Origin of the sequence: Agromyces albus, assembly GCF_030815405.1 — a bacterium.
Lineage (GTDB): Bacteria > Actinomycetota > Actinomycetes > Actinomycetales > Microbacteriaceae > Agromyces > Agromyces albus_A.
The window spans coordinates 1,783,427-1,802,381 of record NZ_JAUSWX010000001.1; the positions used below are offsets into that span (position 1 = coordinate 1,783,427).

General features: G+C 68.9%; 16 protein-coding genes and 1 pseudogene. 9 read left to right on the top strand and 8 right to left on the bottom strand.

Annotation, left to right across the window (positions count from 1 at the left end; all coding sequences use genetic code 11):
• Window positions 1-4 precede the first annotated feature (4 nt).
• The gene (locus tag QFZ29_RS08390; protein WP_306893706.1) at window positions 5-451 is read left to right on the top strand and encodes a GNAT family N-acetyltransferase; all 447 of its coding nucleotides are present in this window, start codon (window positions 5-7) and stop codon (window positions 449-451) included.
• Window positions 451-675, top strand: a complete 225-nt coding sequence (locus QFZ29_RS08395) for a hypothetical protein (RefSeq protein ID WP_306893707.1) — start codon at window positions 451-453, stop codon at window positions 673-675. Before QFZ29_RS08390 ends, QFZ29_RS08395 begins: the two co-directional genes overlap by 1 nt.
• Before the next feature lie 10 nt (window positions 676-685).
• Here QFZ29_RS08395 and QFZ29_RS08400 read toward each other — a convergent pair whose 3' ends face one another.
• A complete protein-coding gene (locus tag QFZ29_RS08400) occupies window positions 686-1,519 on the bottom strand; it encodes a methyltransferase domain-containing protein (RefSeq protein WP_306893708.1) in 834 nt (277 codons plus the stop codon).
• 53 nt (window positions 1,520-1,572) lie between these two features.
• On the opposite strand from QFZ29_RS08400, the gene QFZ29_RS08405 reads away from it, so the two are divergent.
• Window positions 1,573-3,615 carry a M3 family metallopeptidase gene (locus tag QFZ29_RS08405; RefSeq protein WP_306893709.1) on the top strand — a complete coding sequence of 681 codons (2,043 nt, stop codon included), beginning with the start codon at window positions 1,573-1,575 and terminating at the stop codon, window positions 3,613-3,615.
• Here the strand turns inward: QFZ29_RS08405 and QFZ29_RS08410 are convergent, their stop codons facing one another.
• From QFZ29_RS08410 to sufB, 5 genes are read right to left on the bottom strand one after another with little or no spacing between them, the layout of a single operon-like run.
• Window positions 3,616-3,945, bottom strand: coding sequence for a metal-sulfur cluster assembly factor (locus tag QFZ29_RS08410; RefSeq protein WP_129521182.1), 330 nt, complete (start codon window positions 3,943-3,945; stop codon window positions 3,616-3,618).
• A 9-nt stretch (window positions 3,946-3,954) separates the two neighbouring features.
• Entirely contained in the window at window positions 3,955-4,716 is a 762-nt protein-coding gene (sufC, locus tag QFZ29_RS08415) for a Fe-S cluster assembly ATPase SufC (RefSeq protein ID WP_129521183.1), read from the bottom strand.
• 50 nt (window positions 4,717-4,766) lie between these two features.
• A complete protein-coding gene (locus QFZ29_RS08420; protein ID WP_306893710.1) occupies window positions 4,767-5,093 on the bottom strand; it encodes a non-heme iron oxygenase ferredoxin subunit in 327 nt (108 codons plus the stop codon).
• 1 nt (window position 5,094) lies between these two features.
• Complete coding sequence (gene sufD, locus QFZ29_RS08425) at window positions 5,095-6,249, bottom strand: Fe-S cluster assembly protein SufD (protein ID WP_306893711.1); 1,155 nt, start codon at window positions 6,247-6,249, stop codon at window positions 5,095-5,097.
• A 29-nt stretch (window positions 6,250-6,278) separates the two neighbouring features.
• A complete protein-coding gene (gene sufB, locus QFZ29_RS08430; RefSeq protein ID WP_306893712.1) occupies window positions 6,279-7,697 on the bottom strand; it encodes a Fe-S cluster assembly protein SufB in 1,419 nt (472 codons plus the stop codon).
• 259 nt (window positions 7,698-7,956) lie between these two features.
• Here sufB and QFZ29_RS08435 point away from each other — a divergent pair, with 259 nt between their 5' ends.
• Window positions 7,957-8,895: a COX15/CtaA family protein gene (locus tag QFZ29_RS08435; RefSeq protein ID WP_306893713.1), complete on the top strand. Its 939-nt coding sequence runs from the start codon at window positions 7,957-7,959 to the stop codon at window positions 8,893-8,895.
• Window positions 8,896-8,927: 32 nt separating this feature from the next.
• Window positions 8,928-9,545 (top strand): gamma carbonic anhydrase family protein, encoded by a 618-nt coding sequence (locus QFZ29_RS08440; RefSeq protein ID WP_306893714.1) that lies wholly within the window; start codon window positions 8,928-8,930, stop codon window positions 9,543-9,545.
• A gap of 37 nt (window positions 9,546-9,582) precedes the next feature.
• Here QFZ29_RS08440 and QFZ29_RS08445 read toward each other — a convergent pair whose 3' ends face one another.
• A complete protein-coding gene (locus tag QFZ29_RS08445) occupies window positions 9,583-12,471 on the bottom strand; it encodes a helix-turn-helix transcriptional regulator (protein WP_306893715.1) in 2,889 nt (962 codons plus the stop codon).
• On the opposite strand from QFZ29_RS08445, the gene QFZ29_RS08450 reads away from it, so the two are divergent.
• Window positions 12,472-12,843: a hypothetical protein gene (locus QFZ29_RS08450; RefSeq protein WP_306893716.1), complete on the top strand. Its 372-nt coding sequence runs from the start codon at window positions 12,472-12,474 to the stop codon at window positions 12,841-12,843.
• Between the two features lie 19 nt (window positions 12,844-12,862).
• Here the strand turns inward: QFZ29_RS08450 and QFZ29_RS08455 are convergent, their stop codons facing one another.
• The gene (locus tag QFZ29_RS08455; protein ID WP_306893717.1) at window positions 12,863-13,783 is read right to left on the bottom strand and encodes a heme o synthase; all 921 of its coding nucleotides are present in this window, start codon (window positions 13,781-13,783) and stop codon (window positions 12,863-12,865) included.
• Between the two features lie 324 nt (window positions 13,784-14,107).
• Here QFZ29_RS08455 and tkt point away from each other — a divergent pair, with 324 nt between their 5' ends.
• The 3 genes and pseudogenes from tkt to QFZ29_RS08470 all read left to right on the top strand — a co-directional run bounded on the left by tkt (window position 14,108) and on the right by QFZ29_RS08470 (window position 18,939).
• Window positions 14,108-16,198, top strand: a complete 2,091-nt coding sequence (gene tkt, locus QFZ29_RS08460; RefSeq protein ID WP_306893718.1) for a transketolase — start codon at window positions 14,108-14,110, stop codon at window positions 16,196-16,198.
• Between the two features lie 26 nt (window positions 16,199-16,224).
• Window positions 16,225-17,338 (top strand): annotated as a pseudogene (gene tal / locus QFZ29_RS08465) (transaldolase).
• Window positions 17,335-18,939, top strand: a complete 1,605-nt coding sequence (locus QFZ29_RS08470; protein WP_306893719.1) for a glucose-6-phosphate isomerase — start codon at window positions 17,335-17,337, stop codon at window positions 18,937-18,939. Before tal ends, QFZ29_RS08470 begins: the two are co-directional and overlap by 4 nt.
• Window positions 18,940-18,955: the final 16 nt, after the last annotated feature.

Consider the following 18,955-nt stretch of genomic DNA (forward strand, 5'->3'; position numbering starts at 1 on the left):
AACCATGACGCACGAGATCCGGATGGCCGGTGATGAGGACTTCTTCGGCTGGCTGCCGCTCTTCGAGGCCTACTGCAACTTCTACGACACCGAACTCGATGACGCAAAGGCGCTCATCGTGTGGAACTGGATACGCGACGACGCCAACCCGCTCGAAGCCGCGCTCGCGGTCGACGACGAGGGTCGGCCGGTGGGTCTCGCGCAGTTCCGCGCCGTACCCGACACGCTCAGGGCGACCCGTGGCATCCACCTCGACGACCTCTACGTCGATGAGGAGCACCGCGGCGCCGGCATCGGGCGCGGGCTCATCGAGTTCGTGCACGCTCGCGCCGCCGACCTCGGCACGGGTGGCGTGACCTGGACGACGGCGGCCGACAACGACGAGGCGCAGCGACTCTACGACGAGCTCGCCCGGCGCACGAGCTGGGTGACCTACGAGATGGACGCGTGATGCGACTCGGCACGCGGTGGGCGTTCGGCGCTGAGCCGCCGGCATCCGTTCCGGCGGAGCTCCGAGACCGCATCGCCGCCGCGGAGGCGGCCCACCCGGGCGACGGCGCCGACCGTCACTGGACCCTCACCTGGCTCGAGGGGCGACCGATCGCCGAACTCGACGACGGCACCGTCGTGCGCGACACCATCGTCGACGCCCACGACGTCGACGAAGACTGGTAGCGCGCGCTCGTCAGGCTCGGCCGATGATCTCGCCGTGGGGCATGAGGAACCATCCGTCGTCGTCGGCCGCCCAATCGAGCCACGCCTCGGCGATCTGGCGGAGCTCCTCAGGATTCGAGTGACCCGACTCGATCGCGTGCGCCGCGAACTGCGACTCGGTCGCCCGTTCGGCCCAAGAGCCGCCCCACCACTCACGCTCGAGCGCTGAGGAGAAGACCCAGGTCGTGCCGCCGGCCTCGAGGTCGGAGAACCCGGCCTCTCGCGCCCACCGCTTCAGATGGCGACCGGCATTGGGCTCGCCGCCGTTCCATTCGTGCACGTCGTGGTAGAGCGACAGCCACCGGGTGAGGCCCGCTGACGGGGGGCTCCAGATCACGCCGCCGTAGTCGACGTCGCGAACGGCGACGATGCCGCCCGGCTTCAGCACACGCCGGAACTCGCGCAGCGCCTCGACCGGTCGCCCGAGATGCTGCAGCACCTGGTGTGCGTGCACGACGTCGAACGTGTCGTCGTCGAAGTCGAGCGCGTAGGCATCGCCGGCCCGGAACTCGACGTTGTGCACGTCTTCGCTCTCAGCGAGGCCGTTGGCCTTCGCGACGACCTCTTCCGACGCGTCGACACCGATGACTCGGCCGGGCCGCACCCGACGGGCGAGGTCGATCGAGATCGTGCCCGGCCCGCTGCCGACGTCGAGGATCTGGAGACCCTCCCTGAGGTGGGGCACGAGATACGCGGCGGAGTTCTCAACTGTGCGCCAGGAGTGGATCCGAAGGACGCTCTCGTGATGGCCATGGGTGTAGGCGTCTCGAGGTGCAGCCGGGCCGGGCCGGGCGTGTTCGTCCATACCTCGACCCTATGCTCCCGGGCGAGCCGCGCGACACGAACTATGGTTGACGGATGGGCGATCAGACGAACCCGTTCCTCGAACCGAGTCCGCTCCCGTACCTGCTTCCGCAGTTCGCCCTCATCGGGTCCGAGCACTATCGCGAGGCGATCACGATCGGCATGCGCGAGCAGCGCGACGAGGTCGAGGCGATCGCGGCCAGCACCGAACCGGCATCCTTCTCGAACACGATCGTCGCGCTCGAGCGATCGGGCGAGTTGCTGCGGCGAGTGCTCCCCGTCTTCGAGAATGCGAGCTCGGCGAACTCCGACGACGCGATCGACGCCATCGAGTCGGAGTTCGCGCCGCTGTTGTCGGCGCACCGCGATGCGATCCGGCTCGACCCGCGGCTGTACGCCCGCATCGACACCCTCCGCGCCGCTGCCGATGAACTCGATCTCGATGCCGAGTCGGCGTACCTGCTCGAGCGATACCACCGCGAGGCGACCCTCGCGGGCGCCGCCCTCGACGAGGCCGAGCGCGAACGGCTGACTGCGCTGAACGAGCGCATCTCGACGCTCACGACCGCGTTCCAGCAGCACCTGCTCGCCGACACGAACGACCTCGCGCTCCACCTCGCCGACGAGGCCGAGCTCGCGGGCCTCGATTCCGGCACGAAGTCGGCCGCGCGCGAGGCTGCGAGCGCCCGCGGCCTCGACGGCTGGCTGCTCACGCTCGTGTTACCGACGAGCCAACCGGCGCTCGCGAACCTGGAGTCGCCCGAGGTGCGCGACCGGCTCCTCGCGGCCTCGCGGGCTCGCGGATGCCGCGGCGGCGAGCACGACACGCGCGCGACGCTCCTCGAGCTCGTGCGCCTCCGCGCCGAGCGGGCACGCCTCCTGGGCTTCCCGAACCATGCGGCGGCGGTCACCGCCGACGAGACGGCGGGGACGCCCGAGGCGGTCGCCGCGTTGCTCGAGCGCCTCGCGCCGATCGCCGCCGACAATGCGCGCCGCGAGGCCGCCGATCTCGCAACGCGAGCGGCGCAGCTCGGGCAACGTGCCGTCACGGCATCCGACTGGGCCTTCCTGACCGAGCAGGTGCGCGCCGAGCGGTACGCCGTCGACCTGCAGGCGATGCGCCCGTACTTCGAGTTCGAGCGCGTGCTGCGCGACGGCGTCTTCCACGCGGCGACGCTGCTCTACGGGGTACAGTTCAGCGAGCGCACCGATCTCATCGGGTACCACGCCGACACCAGGATCTTCGAGGTGACCGAAGACGACGGCTCACCCGTCGGCATGTACCTCATCGACCCGTACACTCGTGACTCCAAACGCGGCGGGGCCTGGATGAGCTCCCTCGTCGAGCAGTCCGCGCTCGCCGGCACGCTTCCTGTCGTCGTCAACAACCTCAACGTGTCGAAGCCGGCTGCGGGCGAGCCGACGCTGCTCACGTTCGACGAGACCGAGACCCTCTTCCACGAGTTCGGCCACGCACTCCACGGGCTCTTCGCGCGCGTGAGCTACCCGTCGCAGGCCGGCACGAACGTGTATCGCGACTTCGTCGAGTTCCCGAGCCAGGTGAACGAGATGTGGATGCTCCGCCCCGAGGTGCTCGGCAACTACGCCGTGCATCACCAGACGGGCGAGCGGATGCCGCAAGAGCTCGTCGACCGCCTGCTCGAGTCGCGCGGCTTCAACGAGGGCTACTCCACGACGGAGTACCTCGCTGCGGCAATGCTCGACCAGGCCTGGCACCGGCTGGCCGCCGACGACCTCGTCACGGATGTCGAGGCGTTCGAGCACTCCGCGCTCCACGCGGCGGGGCTCGACGACGCGCTCGTTCCGCCCCGGTACGCGAGCACGTACTTCGCGCACGTCTTCGCGGGCGGCTACGACGCCGGCTACTACTCCTACATCTGGAGCGAGGTGCCGGGCGCCGACGCCATCGAGTGGTTCGAGGAGCACGGCGGAGCAACGCGTGAGAACGGCGAACGGTTCCGGGGCCACCTGCTCGCGATCGGCGGCAGCAAGGACCCGCTCGAGGCGTACCGGGAGTTCCGCGGGCAGGATGCCGCGATCGAGCCGCTGCTCAGGCGACGGGGCTTGGCCGGTTGATCAGATCGCGAAGCCGAGGGCGCGCATCATGTCGCGTCCGTCGTCGGTGATGCGCTCAGGACCCCACGGCGGCATCCAGACCCAGTTGATGCGGAACGCGTCGACGGTGCCGTCGAGTGCCTCGGCGGTCTGCTCTTCGATGACGTCGGTGAGGGGGCATCCGGCGCTCGTGAGCGTCATGTGGATGATGAGGGCGTCGTTCTCCTCATCCCAGCCGAGGTCGTAGATGAGCCCGAGATCGACGATGTTGACGCCGAGCTCAGGGTCCATGACGTCTTTCAGCGCCTCGGTGACCTGGTCGAAGCGCTCAGGAGCGAGTGAGGTGACCATGTCAGCAGTCTACTTCGCCGCGGGCTCGAGGTAGCGGTCGTAGCCCTCGTCCTCGAGACGGTCGGCGAGTTCGGGGCCGCCCTGCTCGGCGATCCGGCCGGCGACGAACACGTGCACGAAGTCGGGCGTGATGTAGCGCAGGATGCGCGTGTAGTGCGTGATGAGGAGGATGCCGAGGCCCGTGTTGGCCTTCGCGCGGTTGACGCCCTCGGAGACGATCTTCAGCGCATCGACGTCGAGGCCGGAGTCGGTCTCGTCGAGCACCGCGAACCTCGGCTTCAGGAGCTCGAGCTGGAGGATCTCGTTGCGCTTCTTCTCGCCGCCCGAGAAGCCCTCGTTGACGTTGCGCTCGGCGAAGGCCGAGTCCATCTTGAGGGCGGACATCGACTCCCGCACGTCTTTCACCCAACCGCGGATCGCCGGCGCTTCGCCGTCGATCGCGGTCTTCGCGGTGCGGAGGAAGTTCGTGATCGTCACGCCCGGGATCTCCACGGGATACTGCATCGCGAGGAAGAGACCGGCACGAGCGCGAGCGTCGACCGACATCTCGAGCACGTTCTCGCCGTCGAGGAGGATCTCGCCCTGGACGACCTGGTACTTCGGGTGTCCGGCGATCGTGTACGCGAGGGTGGACTTGCCGGAGCCGTTCGGCCCCATGACGGCGTGGATCTCGCCCTCGTTGATCACCAGGTCGACGCCGCGGAGGATCTCGCGGGTGCCTTGGTCGGTCTCGACGTTGACGTGCAGGTTCTTGATCTCGAGAACGGACATGTTCGTGTGTGGTCTCTTTCGGTAGCCGGCCGCTCGGGCCGGAGGCTGTGTCAGACGGTCAGGGTGACCGAGGGATCGATGTGGACGCCGCCGTCGACGAGCTCGACGCGGAAGACCGGCACCGGTTCGTAGGCGGGCAGGGTGAGTGGCTTGCCGGTGCGGAGCGAGAACTTGGAGCCGTGCGCCCAGCACTCGAGGGTGTCGTCTTCGACGAACCCCTCGGCCAGCGAGATGTCGCCGTGCGTGCAGGTGTCGCCGATCGCGAAGATGTCGCCGGCCGAGTCCTTCACGACCGCGATGGGGATTCCGTCGATGACGAAGCGGGCCGCCTGGTCGACGGCCAGCTCATCGATGCTGCAGACGCGAACGGATGCCACGTCAGCTCCCCAGGAGCTCAGACTCGATCGCGGCAGTCAGCCGCTCCTCGAGGTCGGGTGAGCCGATCTTCTGCACGATCTCCAGGAGGAAGCCGCGCACCACGAGGCGTCGCGCTTCGTCTTCGCGGATGCCGCGCGCCATCAGGTAGAACAACTGCTCGTCGTCGAATCGGCCGGTCGCACTCGCGTGCCCGGCGCCGGCGATGTCGCCGGTCTCGATCTCGAGGTTCGGCACGGAGTCGGCACGTGTGCCGTCGGTGAGCACGAGGTTGCGGTTCTGCTCGTAGCTGTCGGTGCCGACCGCCGCGTTGCCGATGAGCACGTCGCCGATCCACACCGTGCGGGCGCCCTGACCCTGGAGCGCACCCTTGTAGGTGACGCGGCTGCGCGTGTGCGGGGCGTCATGGTGAACGAACACCTGCTGCTCGAGGTGCTGGCCGGCGTCGGCGAAGTACAGGCCGAGCGCCTCGATGTCGGAGCCCTGCTCGGCGAGGTGGGTCGACGGATTCACTCGCACGACCTTGCCGCCGAGCGAGACGACGATGTGCTTGAGGAACGCGTCGCGGTCGAGGCGGGCGAAGTGGCTCGCGAGGTGCACCGCGTCGTCGTTCCACTCCTGGAGCGCGACGACGGTGAGCAACGCGCCTTCGCCGACGATGATCTCGACGTTCTCCGAGAGCCGGGCGTCGCCGATTCCGCGCAGCACGACGAGGCCGCGGCTGTTCGGCGCCGCCTCGATGATCGTGTGCGCTGCGCGCGGCGTGGCGCCGAGGCCGGAGCGGGTGACCGCGACGACCTTCTCGTCTTCACCGGTGACGGCGATGAGCAGCGCTTCGTCGAACGAGCTCCACGCGTTGGCGGCGGCCCGCTCCTCAGGGATGCCGGCGCGGCCGATGCGTGTGTCGCCGCGGTCAATCCAGGAGACCTCCACGCCCGCGGCATCCGTCGCCTCGATCTCGAGTCGTGAGCCGTCGAGTTCGCCACCGGTGAGGTCGGCGAACGTGGCGACGGGCGAGAGCTTCCACTCGTGCTCGCGGCCGGTGACCTGCGCGAAGTCGTCGACGTTCACGGAGCGGAATCGCTCGGATCGCGTCTGGACGGGCACGACGGGGCCGTCGGTGTGCGGTCGGAAACCGTGCTGCTCGGCGGTGGGCATAGCTGTGCTCTGCGTTGCGGCGGCCATTCTTAACCGACCGATCCTTCCATGCCCATCTCGATGAGCTTGTTGAGTTCCATCGCGTACTCCATCGGGAGCTCGCGGGCGATCGGTTCGATGAAGCCGCGCACGATCATGGCCATCGCCTCGTCTTCGGGCAGGCCGCGGCTCATCAGGTAGAAGAGCTGCTCCTCGCTCACTTTCGAGACCGTCGCCTCGTGGCCGAGCTTCACGTCGTCGACGCGGATGTCGATCGCGGGGTAGGTGTCGGACCGGGAGATGGTGTCGACGAGGAGGGCGTCGCAGCGCACGGTGTTGGCCGAGTGATGCGCGTTGGCATCGATGCGGACCTCACCGCGGTACCCCGCACGACCGCCGCCGCGGGCGATCGACTTCGAGACGATCGACGACTGCGTGTACGGCGCCATGTGGATCATCTTCGCGCCGGCGTCTTGATGCTGGCCCGGGCCCGCGAACGCGACCGAGAGCGTCTCGCCCTTGGCGTGCTCGCCCATGAGGAAGATCGATGGGTACTTCATCGTGACCTTCGAGCCGATGTTGCCGTCGATCCACTCCATGGTGGCGCCTTCGGCAGCGGTGGCGCGCTTGGTGACGAGGTTGTAGACGTTGTTCGACCAGTTCTGGATCGTCGTGTAGCGAACGCGGGCGTTCTTCTTCACGATGATCTCGACGACGGCCGAGTGCAGCGAGTCGGACTTGTAGATCGGGGCGGTGCAGCCCTCGATGTAGTGCACGTAGCTGCCCTCGTCGGCGATGATCAGCGTGCGCTCGAACTGGCCCATGTTCTCGGTGTTGATGCGGAAGTAGGCCTGCAGCGGGATCTCGACGTGCACGCCCGGCGGCACGTAGACGAACGATCCGCCCGACCACACGGCCGTGTTCAGCGCAGCGAACTTGTTGTCGCCCGCGGGGATCACGGTCCCGAAGTACTCCTCGAAGAACTCGGGGTGCTCGCGAAGCGCCGTGTCGGTGTCCATGAAGATGACGCCCTGACGCTCGAGCTCTTCGTTGATCTGGTGGTAGACCACCTCGGACTCGTACTGGGCGGCGACGCCCGCGACGAGGCGCTGGCGCTCAGCCTCGGGGATGCCGAGCTTCTCGTAGGTGTTCTTGATGTCGTCGGGCAGGTCTTCCCAGGTCTGGGCCTGCTTCTCGGTGGAGCGCACGAAGTACTTGATGTTGTCGAAGTCGATCTCCGAGAGATCTGCACCCCACGTGGGCATCGGCTTGCGCTCGAAGAGCTGCAGCGCGCGCTGCCGGCGCTGGAGCATCCATTCGGGCTCGCTCTTCAGCGCCGAGATGTCGGCCACCACCTGGGGCGAGATGCCGCGGCGGGCAGATGCCCCGGCCGCGTCGGAGTCGGCCCAACCGAACTCGTAGACTCCGAGTCCTGCAAGTTCTGGGCGGTCGATCAGTACGTCCGTCATGCTCTCCCTCTTCTCCTCCCGTGCAACCGGTTATCAGTCCGGCTCATTCCCCTCGCGAGTCGAGGTGCTCGGGATCGGGCGATGATGTGCGGGTGGCTCCAGTGCGAACCTAAGATGGCTGGGAACCCGCATCGCGCGTTGTCGCGCGCCTCGCGGGAATCTCCAACCCTTCAAGTCTATAGGGTCGCACTGCCGGTGGGTCAGTACTGTCAGTACTCCCAGTACCGTCACAGCGCGCCCGGATCAGGATCGAACGAGCGTGAATCGGCTCAGCGAGTGGCTGCCAGATCGACTCGACGGCAAGGTCCGCCTCGTGGCATGGCTCTCGTTCATCGCCGAGACGATGATCATCGCCACCGGCGGCGCCGTGCGGCTGACCGGTTCGGGCCTCGGCTGCCCCACCTGGCCGACGTGCACGGCCGACTCGCTCGTGCCCACCGAAGAGCTCGACTACCACAGCCTCATCGAGTTCGGGAACCGCATGATGACGGGCGTCGTCGGCATCATCGCCCTCGTGCTCTTCGTGCTCGTCTGGCGCATCCGCGCCGAGCGGCGCGACCTCTTCACTCTCGCGTTCATCGTCGGCGCCGGGGTCGTCGCCCAGGCGATCGTCGGCGGCATCACCGTGTGGACGGGCCTCAACCCGTTCATCGTGGGCTTCCACTACGTCTCCTCGCTCGTGCTCGTGTGCGTCTCGGCCGCGTTCATCGCCCGCATGGACCAGTCCCCCGGGCCGCGCGAACGTGCCGTGCCGGGTTGGTACGCCGGGCTCACGCACGCGACGAGCGCGGTGCTCGTGATCACGATCGTCTTCGGCGTGCTCACCACCGGCTCCGGGCCCCACTCCGGCGACACGGATGCCGGTCGCACCGGATTCGACTCCGAGCTCCTCGAGCATGTGCACGCCTGGCCCGGCTATGCGCTCCTCGCCCTCACGCTCGCACTCGCCGCCGCAGCGTGGCAACTTCGCCTGCCGACGCTGCGCTGGGCGCTCGCGCTCCTCGCGGTCGAGCTCGTGCAGGTGACAATCGGACTCATCCAGGCCCGCTCGGGCCTGCCGCCCCTGCTCGTCGGCGTCCACATGGTGCTCGCCGCCCTCACGGCCGCCGCGATGACGGTGGTCGTGCTGCGGATCAAGCGTCCCGTGGGCACGCCGCAGTCGCAGTCGGAGACGCCGGCCGCGGCATCCGCTCGCTGAGACACCCCTCGATGCACGGAAGGGAACCCAGCATGCGCATCGAACACCGAGGCGGCCGACCGCAGGTCGACCCGTCCGCGTACGTCGCGCCCACGGCGGTGCTCTCGGGGGCCGTGACGGTCGGGCCTGGCGCGCGCATCCTGCACGGAGCCGTGCTCACCGCCGAGGACGGCGAAGTGCGGATCGGTGCGCGTGTCGTCATCATGGAGCACGCGCTCATCCGTGGCCGAGCGACGCATCCTGCCGTGGTCGGCGACGACGTCATGATCGGCCCGCACACGCACGTCAATGGCGCGATCGTCGAATCGGAGGCGTTCATCGCGACCGGAGCTTCGCTCTTCCCCGGCGCGGTCGTCGGAACCGGCGCCGAGGTCCGGATCAACGGCGTCGTGCAGGTCAACAGCCGTGTCGAGCCCGGATCGGTCGTCCCGATCGGGTGGATCGCCGTGGGCAACCCCGCCACCATCCTGCCTCCGGAGCGCCACGAAGAGATCTGGGCGATCCAGCGCGGTCTCGACTTCACGGGCACCGTCTACGGCACTCCGGCGCCCTCGGGCATGCGCGAGATCATGCGGCGGCAGTCCGAGTACTACGGGGCGCACACCAATGACGTGGTGCTCGACGCGGGCGAGTCGTCCAACGGCACCTGAGTCGCCCATCGGCGAGCGGCGGCCGAGGGCGCGCCCATCAGCGGTTCCGGGCGATTCGATGCACGAGACCGGCGAGCTCAACCCGGTTCGCGGTGCCGGTCTTCGCGAGCAGGTGCGATACGTGGGAGCTCACCGTCTTCTCGCTGATCGTCAACGCGCGAGCAATCTCGGAATATGTGCGACCGACGGCAACGAGGTCGAGGATCTCGCGTTCCCGAGCGGTGAACCCGTGCAACGCCGCGGGCTCCACCGACGACGCGGCGACCGGCTCGGCTGTAGCGATGCGCGCCCTGGTCGCGAGCTCCCTCAATTCCTCCTCCACCGGCCGGGCGCACAGGCGCCCCGCGAGGGCGAGGCCGTCGCGGAGCATCGCGGCGCCGCGCGACCGATCACGTAGGCCACCGAGGAGCGCCTCGGCCGCTCTCCAAGTCGAGTACGCCTCCTCCCAGAGCAGGTTGCCCCTCGCGCACTCCGTCACTGCTGTGACCCACGCCTCTGCTTGACGGGGGTCGCTGCGGGCGCGGAATCGCTCAGCCACGTACATGGCGTCGAGCGCGACGATCTGGTGCTCCCACAGTTCCGTCGACGGTCCGATGTCCCTGATCACGTGGGGGAAGCGCGCAACGAGTGCATCCAGCTCGTCGTGAACCTCCGCCGCCGCACGACCTTCGTCTCGTGCGGCTTGCACCTGGTCGGCGAGCGCTCGTGCCGCGAGCGGCATGAGCCATTCGCACATCGTCGGCGCGATCCCCTCGGTCGATGCCCCAGCGAGCGCCGCGCGGAACGCACCCGCCGGGTCGCCGGCGCCGAGTCGCACCTCCGCGCGCACGGTGGCGAACTCGAACGCGAGGAACTGCGAGCCCGCCACGATCAGTTCGTCGGCTCGTTGGAGGTGGTTCTCCGCTTCGCTCTGGCGTCCCTGCCACGTGGCGAGGCGGGCGGCCGTCAGCCTCGCGCTCACGTCAGCCAACGGTCCCGGGTCGGAGCCGAGCACGAGCCGGAGGCATTCCTCGCACTCTCGCCACGAGCCGACATCCATCCGGCCCGCGGCCTCGCTCGCGGAGACCCAGGCGAGGTAGGCATGCGGCGCGCCGTGCGTCTCCATCTGCTCTCGACGCCGGCGGAGGAGCTCGGCGAACCCCTCGGCACCTCGCATGTCCAGTGCGTTGCCCTCCCATAACACCGCGTGCGTGCAGGCCCACCAGTCGCGAACGCGCATGGCGCAGTCGATCCCCTCTCGTGCGAACGCCGCCGCCCTCGCGCCGTCGCCCGCCTGAGCGGCGCCCATCGCGTTCGCGCCGAGTGCATAGGCGAGCGCACGAGTGTCGCCTGACGCACGTGCCACCTCGAGAGCGCGGCGAGCGTGTTCATGCGCGTCCGGGCTGTCGTGCCACAACTCGGCGTGTGCGAGCTCGGCCAACGCAAGTGCGTACTCGGAACTCGACGGCGCAACCTGCGAGAGCCGAACGGCCTCCCGCATCTCCGCTTGATCGATGAACGAGAGTCCCATCGAGAAGCGAAGGTGCATGCGACGCACGAGGAGCTCGGACGCGACGAGCGGCGATGTCGCCCGATCGGTACGGTCGAGGAGCTGCTCGACGGCGTCCAATTCGTCGGCATGTGCGCCGACTTCTGCGGCCGCCGAGCGAAGTCTCCGAAGCAGGTCGTCGAGCGATACCGCGACGTCCGTCAGCTCTGGGCGCAGCGTGACGGCGCGCCGCAGCAGACGGAGGCGTTCGGCGGCGCCGCCTGAAACGCCGATCGCCTCGGACGCGACGAGTGCCCAGTCATACCCTGCGCGGGCGTCGCCCGCGCGGTAGCGGTGGTCCGCGATGGCCACGACGGTCTCCAAGTCGGTCGAACCGCTCGTGAATCGAGCCTCGAGTAGCTCCGCGAATCTCACGTGCCACACGCGTCGTTCGTCCTGGGCGAGCACGGCCTCCAGCACCTCCACGTTCATCGGGTGGTGGAACCAGAACGCGCCGTCGGCTTGCAGGTCGAGAGTCCCCGCGTCCACCGCGGCGTGGAGCCGATCCCTGACTTCGTCGACCTCGGTCGTGCCCACGACCCGGGCCAGCTCGTCAGCGTGCATGGCGGCGCCACCGACCGCCAGGACCGTCGCAAGTTCCCGGGTGGGAGCGGGAAGGCGGTACCAGGACTGCAGGACCGCAGATCTGAGGTCCGAAGGGAACGTCTCCGACACGTTCCGCGCGTTCGGGAAGAGCCCAGCGACGATCAGCCGGTTGAAGTACGGGTTCCCTCTCGTTCGGCGGTGTACATCCTCGATGAGTGATTGATGCGCCGATGCGCCGAGCAATGCGCTGATCTGCTGCCCCGTCTCCGGGCGGCCGAGTGGATCGAGGTCGAGTTCGGTGACGCGGGGCAGTCGACGGACGTCCGCGAGCCAACGCTGCAGCGGGTGGCCCGCGCCGACCTCTTCGCGACGGATCGTCGCCACCAGTGCGAGACGCCGACGCACCGGGCCCGCCAACACGTACATGAGCGTGTCGAGCGTGCTGCGATCTGCCCATTGGAGATCGTCGATGACGAAGGTCACGTGTTGGAGCTCGCACAGCTCATCCAGCCACGCGTCGAAGTGCACGGCGTAGTCGCGCTCCTCTCCTGTGTCGACCGAGTCGGGCGGTGCCGGCTCAGGGCGGCCGAAGCCGCGCAGGGCTGAACGGATCGGAAGCAGCGGTATGGACATCGACGTCAGCGGCAGGCATGTGCCGACAAGAGTGAAGGCGTCCGGGAGCGTCGCGCAGGCCCGCGCGACGAGCGCGGTCTTCCCGACGCCCGCGTCACCGGAGACGACCAGCGCCTGCGCTTCCCCACCCGCCGCGCGATGAAGCAGCGATCGGATGCTGCCGAGCTCCCGTTCGCGTCCGATGAATACCGAGTCCAACGGCTCGGATGGCACGGCCACGTGGCAAGTCTGACACCGAACCCCGCGCAAATCAGGGGTTTCGAGACGGATCTGAGGGTCGATGCCCGACGCGGCACGGACGCGCCGAGCGGATGGTGGCCCCACCACCACAATCCGAAAGGCGGCACCATCATGCCCGCACCATCGATCATCCGCACCGGCGTCTTCATCGTGGCCGGCGCCGCGTTCCTCTCGCTCGCGGCGGCGGGTCCAGCCAGCGCACGCCCGGACACGCCACCACCGGCCTCGATCGTCCAGTCCAGTCCAGCGCAGCGTTGCCAGCTCACGCGGATCGGGAACCAGTTCGTGCGCTGCGACAACCTGACCGGCGCGGGCGTCGCCGCGCCGTCATGGGTGCCCGAGCAGCGGTAGCGGCATCCGGAGGCTGAACTCAGAATGGGAGCAGCGGGTCGATCCCGATCGCGAGGAACACGAGCGACAGGTAGGCGATCGAGCCGTGGAACACGCGCATCGGCGACACCTGCTCGTGCCGGATCGCGAGGCTGTAGAGACGATGCGTCTCGGAGATGAACCACACGCCCGTGACGACCGCGACCGTGGAGTACACGAGCCCCATGCCGGCGATCGGGATGAGCAGGAGCGAGCAGGCCACCGTGGCCCACGCGTAGAGGATGACCTGGAGGCCGACCTGCGCTCGGCCGCGCACCACGGCGAGCATCGGCACCCCCGCGGCGGCGTAGTCGTCTTTGTACTTCATCGACAGCGGCCAGTAGTGCGGCGGGGTCCACAGGAAGATGATGAGGAAGAGGATGAACGGTGCCCAGTCGAGGCTCCCGGTGACCGCTGCCCAGCCGATCAGCACGGGCATGCAGCCCGCGACCCCGCCCCACACGATGTTCTGCGAGGTGCGGCGCTTGAGGATGAGGCTGTAGAAGACGACGTAGAGCAGGATCGCCCCGAGTGAGAGCACCGCCGCGAGCCAGTTCGTGAAGAGCCACAGCCAGGCGATCGAGGCGGCGCCGAGCGCGTAGGCGAAGACGAGCGCCTCTCGGTCGCTCAATTCGCCGGTGACGAGCGGGCGACCGCGCGTCCGCTTCATGAGCCGATCGATGTCGCGGTCGATGTAGCAGTTGAACGCACCCGCCGAGCCCGCGCTCATCGCACCACCGATGAGGGTCGCGACCAGCAGCCAGAGGTCGGGCAGCCCCTGCTGGGCGAGGATCATCGTCGGCGCCGTCACCACGAGCAGCAACTCGATCACGCGCGGCTTCGTGAGTGCGAGGTAGGCGGCGAGCTTGCGCCGAGCGGTCATCGCCGGTCGTGCGCCACGGGTGTCTACGGTCGCCTGCATCGTTCCTCTTCCGGCGCGCGGGCAGGTTTCTGCGGACCTCGCGCGACCCCAGACGATTCTAGGCCATGCGCGTCATCCGGATGCTCCGGAGCACGCCCGAAACCTCACAATCCCAGACGCTCGCTGTGAAGTCACGCCCCGTCACAGAGCCTCGTCAAGTCCATATACTGAGGAAAGCGCGCCCGGCGGCGTGACCCGGAATCGCCGTTCAGTTGAGGCTTGCGACCGGGTTGTTCGCCAGGCGGAACCGCGCCGCAACGTCCTCGGCGGGTCGGGGGCAGATCGGTTGCCCGACGCCGTCACGATCGGAAGGAACAGCACCTCGTGGCACCTCTGCAATGGGAACCCCTCGACGACCGCGCGGTCGACACCGCCCGCGTCCTCGCGGCCGACGCCGTGGAGAAGGTCGGCAATGGTCACCCCGGCACGGCGATGAGCCTCGCTCCCGCCGCCTACCTGCTCTTCCAGAAGGTCATGCGCCGTGACCCGGCCGACCACGACTGGCTTGGTCGCGACCGCTTCGTGCTCTCGGCGGGCCACAGCTCACTCACCCAGTACGTGCAGCTCTACCTCGCCGGCGACGGCCTCGAGCTCAGCGACCTCGAGTCGCTGCGCACGTGGGGCTCGAAGACGCCCGGCCACCCCGAGTACGGTCACACCGCGGGCGTCGAGATCACCACCGGCCCCCTCGGCCAGGGCCTCGCCTCGGCCGTCGGCTTCGCCTACGCCGCTCGCTTCGAGCGCGGTCTCTTCGACCCCGAGGCAGCCCCCGGCACGAGCCCGTTCGACCACTTCGTGTACGTCATCGCCGGCGACGGCGACCTGCAGGAGGGCGTGACGAGCGAGGCATCCTCGCTCGCCGGCCACCAGCAGCTCGGCAACCTCGTCGTCATCTACGACTCGAACCAGATCTCGATCGAAGACGACACGAACATCGCCTTCACCGAGAACGTGGCCGAGCGGTATGCGTCCTACGGATGGCACGTGCAGACCGTCGACTGGAAAGGCACCGGCGAGTATGTCGAAGACGTGCCCGCGCTCGACGCCGCGATCGCGGCCGCGAAGGGCGAGACGTCGAAGCCCTCCATCATCATCCTGAAGACGATCATCGGCTGGCCGAGCCCGGGCAAGCAGAACTCCGGCAAGATCCACGGATCGGCGCTCGGCGCCGCCGAGCTCGCCGCGACGAAGGAGGTGCTCGGCTTCGACCCCGAGCTGAACTTCGTCGTCGACGCCGAGGTGCTCGAGCACACGCGTCGTGCGGGTGAGCGTGGCGCAGCGGCACGCGCCGAATGGCAGCGCTCCTTCGACGAGTGGGCCGAGGCGAACCCCGACCGCAAGGCACTGCTCGACCGACTCGAGGCCGGAGAGCTTCCCGCCGACATCGAATCGGTGCTGCCGAGCTTCGAGGGCGGCACCGAGGTGTCGACCCGTGCAGCATCCGGCAAGGTCATCAACGCCCTCGCCGGCGCGCTCCCCGAGTTCTGGGGCGGCTCGGCCGACCTCGCCGAGTCGAACCTCACGACGATCAACGGCGCGCCCTCGTTCATCCCCTCCGAGTGGTCGACGCACGAGTTCGCGGGCAACCCCTACGGGCGTGTGCTGCACTTCGGCATCCGCGAGCACGCGATGGGCGCGATCCTCAACGGCATCGTCCTGCACGGCAAGACGCGCGCGTTCGGCGGCACGTTCCTCATCTTCAGCGACTACATGCGCCCGGCCGTTCGCCTGGCCGCGCTCATGAAGGTGCCCTCGATCTTCGTCTGGACGCACGACTCCGTCGCGCTCGGCGAAGACGGCCCGACGCACCAGCCCATCGAGCAGCTCGCGACGCTCCGCGCGATCCCCGGCTTCACCGTGGTGCGACCGGCCGACGCGAACGAGGTCGCGCAAGCGTGGCTCGAGATCCTGAAGCGTCGCGACGCCCCCGTCGGCATCGCCCTCACGCGCCAGAACATCCCGGTGTTCGAGCGCGGCGACGGCGCGGCATCCGGCGACACCCTCGCCGCCGCCTCGAACCTCACCAAGGGCGCCTACGTGCTCGCCGACGCACCGTCGGGCACGCCCGACGTCATCCTCATCGCCACGGGTTCCGAGGTGCAGCTCGCACTCGGCGCGCGAGACGAGCTCGCTGCAGACGGCATCGAGGCCCGAGTGGTCTCCGCGCCGAGCCTCGAATGGTTCGAGGAGCAGGATGCCGCGTACCGCGATTCGGTGCTGCCCGCCGCCGTGACGGCTCGAGTGTCGGTCGAGGCCGGCATCGCGCTCACCTGGCAGCGCTACGTCGGCGACCGGGGCCGCAGCGTCTCGATCGATCACTTCGGCGCATCCGCCGACTACAAGACCCTGTTCCGCGAGTTCGGCATCACGACAGAAGCCGTCGTCGCCGCCGCGAAGGAATCGCTCGCGTCCTGACGCGAGCACGAAGGAGAAACACCCTCATGTCAAGCAACACCCCCACCGCCGCGCTCTCAGAGGCCGGCGTCAGCATCTGGCTCGACGACCTGTCGCGTCAACGCATCGTCTCCGGCGGACTCGAGCGGCTCATCGCCGAGCGTGACGTCGTCGGCGTGACCACCAACCCGACGATCTTCGCCGGTGCGCTCGCGAACGGCGCCGCCTACGCCGAGCAGCTGCACGCGCTCTCCGCCGCAGGCGCCGACGTCGACACCGCGGTCTTCGAGATCACGACCGACGACGTGCGCGACGCCGCCGAGCACTTCCGCCCCGTCTACGACCGCACCGGCGGATACGACGGTCGCGTCTCGATCGAGGTCGCCCCCGGCCTCCGCCCACGACACGGCCGCGACCATCGAGCAGGCGAAGGAACTGTGGGCGAAGGTCGACCGGCCCAACGTCATGATCAAGATCCCCGCGACGCTCGCAGGGCTCGACGCGATCACCGAGACGATCGCCGCCGGCATCAGCGTCAACGTCACGCTGATCTTCAGCCTCGACCGCTACCGCGAGGTCATCGACGCGTACCTCACAGGGCTCGAGCGTGCGAAGGCCGCCGGCATCGACCTCAGCACCATCCACTCCGTGGCCTCGTTCTTCGTGTCGCGCGTCGACACCGAGATCGACAAGCGACTCGTCGCGATCGGCACCGATGAGGCCCTCGGGCTCAAGAGCAAGGCCGGCGTCGCGAATGCGCGGCTCGCCTACGAGCTCTACGAGCAGGTCTTCGCCGACGAGCGTGCCACCGCATTGCTCGACGCCGGCGCGAACCGTCAGCGCCCGCTGTGGGCCTCGACCGGTGTGAAGGACCCGTCGCTCTCCGACACCCTCTACGTCACCGAGCTCGTCGCCCAGGGCGTCGTCAACACGATGCCCGAGAAGACCCTCGAAGCCACCTTCGACCACGGCGAGATCGTCGGCGACACCGTGACCGGCGCCTACGCCGATGCCGGCGCCGTGCTCGACGCGCTCGCTCGCGTCGGCGTCGACTACGACGACGTCACCGCGCTCCTCGAGCGCGAGGGCGTCGAGAAGTTCATCGTCTCGTGGAACGAACTGCTCGACACCGTGCGCGGTGCCCTGGAGGCAGCAGCATGAGCTTCCGCATCTCCGTGAGCGGGGCCGCGGCCGACGCCGTGCGCGCCACCGTCCCCGGGCTCGTGGCCGACTACTTCGCGAGCGGCATCACCGGACTCGACGCCGCACTCTGGGGGCCCGAGGCCGAAGAGGAGGCTTCGAAGCGGCTCGGCTGGACCGAGGCCGTCGCGATCTCGCGGCCGCTCGTTCCCGAGATCCTCGCGCTTCGCGACAGCCTCCGCGCCGACGGCGTCGACCACATCGTCCTCGCCGGCATGGGCGGTTCGTCGCTCGCCCCAGAGGTCATCACCCGCACGAGCGGGGTGCCCCTCACGGTGCTCGACTCGACCGAACCCGGGCAGGTGCGCGCTGCGCTCGCCGACCGGCTCGCGTCATCCGCCCTCGTCGTCTCGTCGAAGTCGGGTTCGACCGTCGAGACCGACAGCCAGCGCCGGGTCTACGAGCAGGCGTTCCGCGATGCCGGCATCGACCCCGTCTCGCGCATCATCGTGGTCACCGACCCCGGCTCGCCGCTCGACGAATCGGCCCGCGCTGCGGGATACCGCGTGTTCAACGCCGACCCCAACGTCGGCGGGCGCTACTCGGCGCTCACAGCGTTCGGCCTCGTGCCGTCAGGGCTCGCCGGCGTCGACATCTCCGAGCTCCTCGACGAGGCCGAGACGATCGAGCTCTCGCTCGCCGTCGACACCGAGGACAATCCGGGCCTCGTGCTCGGAGCCGCGATGGCCGCAACGGCACCGCTCCGCGACAAGCTCGGTATCATCTCCGACGGCACCCACATCGTCGGATTCGCCGATTGGGCCGAGCAGCTCATCGCCGAGTCGACGGGAAAGAACGGCACCGGCATCCTGCCCGTCGTGCTCGACGTCGACGCGCCCGAACTCGGCGCCGACCTCCCCGACCTCCAGGTCGTGCGGCTCGTCCGCGATGCGGGCGACCAGGTCTTCGGCCACGACGACTCCGGAGAGATCCGCGTCTCGGGCACGCTCGGCGCGCAGTTGCTCGTCTGGGAGTACGCGACCGTCGTCGCGGGCCGCATCCTCGGCATCAACCCCTTCGACCAGCCCGACGTCGAGTCGGCGAAGATCGCCGCTCGCGGACTTCTCGACTCGCGGCCCGAGCCTGCCCCGGCGGCGTTCGTCGCCGACGGCATCGAGGTGCGCGGCACTCCCGAAGTCATCGGCGCGGCGAGCGATCTCGTCTCGGCGATCGACGTGCTGCTCGAAGAGCTGCCGGCGAACGGCTACATCTCGGTGCAGGCCTACGTCGACCGCGTCGCACATCCCGAGCTCGCGCGCCTCCGCGACGCGCTCGCCGCGCGGTCCGGCCGCCCGGTGACGTTCGGCTGGGGCCCGAGGTTCCTGCACTCGACCGGGCAGTTCCACAAGGGCGGCCCCGCCGTCGGCGTGTTCCTGCAGATCACGCAGGCCGCCGACGACGACCTCGAGATTCCCGAGCGCCCGTTCACCTTCGGTCAGCTGATCGCCGCACAGGCGTCGGGCGACGCGAGCGTGCTCGCCGAGCACGGCCGGCCCGTGCTCACGCTCACGCTCACCGAGCCCCGGGCGAACATCGCCACGCTCTTCGACGCCGTCGGCTGAGAGCCGGAAGGAACCG

Coding starts and splice junctions, on each gene's coding strand:
- QFZ29_RS08390 (WP_306893706.1), top strand. CDS start 5: ATGACGCACGAGATCCGGATGGCCGGTGATGAGGACTTCTTCGGCTGG.
- QFZ29_RS08395 (WP_306893707.1), top strand. CDS start 451: ATGCGACTCGGCACGCGGTGGGCGTTCGGCGCTGAGCCGCCGGCATCC.
- QFZ29_RS08400 (WP_306893708.1), bottom strand. CDS start 1,519: ATGGACGAACACGCCCGGCCCGGCCCGGCTGCACCTCGAGACGCCTAC.
- QFZ29_RS08405 (WP_306893709.1), top strand. CDS start 1,573: ATGGGCGATCAGACGAACCCGTTCCTCGAACCGAGTCCGCTCCCGTAC.
- QFZ29_RS08410 (WP_129521182.1), bottom strand. CDS start 3,945: ATGGTCACCTCACTCGCTCCTGAGCGCTTCGACCAGGTCACCGAGGCG.
- sufC (WP_129521183.1), bottom strand. CDS start 4,716: ATGTCCGTTCTCGAGATCAAGAACCTGCACGTCAACGTCGAGACCGAC.
- sufD (WP_306893711.1), bottom strand. CDS start 6,249: ATGCCCACCGCCGAGCAGCACGGTTTCCGACCGCACACCGACGGCCCC.
- sufB (WP_306893712.1), bottom strand. CDS start 7,697: ATGACGGACGTACTGATCGACCGCCCAGAACTTGCAGGACTCGGAGTC.
- QFZ29_RS08440 (WP_306893714.1), top strand. CDS start 8,928: ATGCGCATCGAACACCGAGGCGGCCGACCGCAGGTCGACCCGTCCGCG.
- QFZ29_RS08455 (WP_306893717.1), bottom strand. CDS start 13,783: ATGCAGGCGACCGTAGACACCCGTGGCGCACGACCGGCGATGACCGCT.
- QFZ29_RS08470 (WP_306893719.1), top strand. CDS start 17,335: ATGAGCTTCCGCATCTCCGTGAGCGGGGCCGCGGCCGACGCCGTGCGC.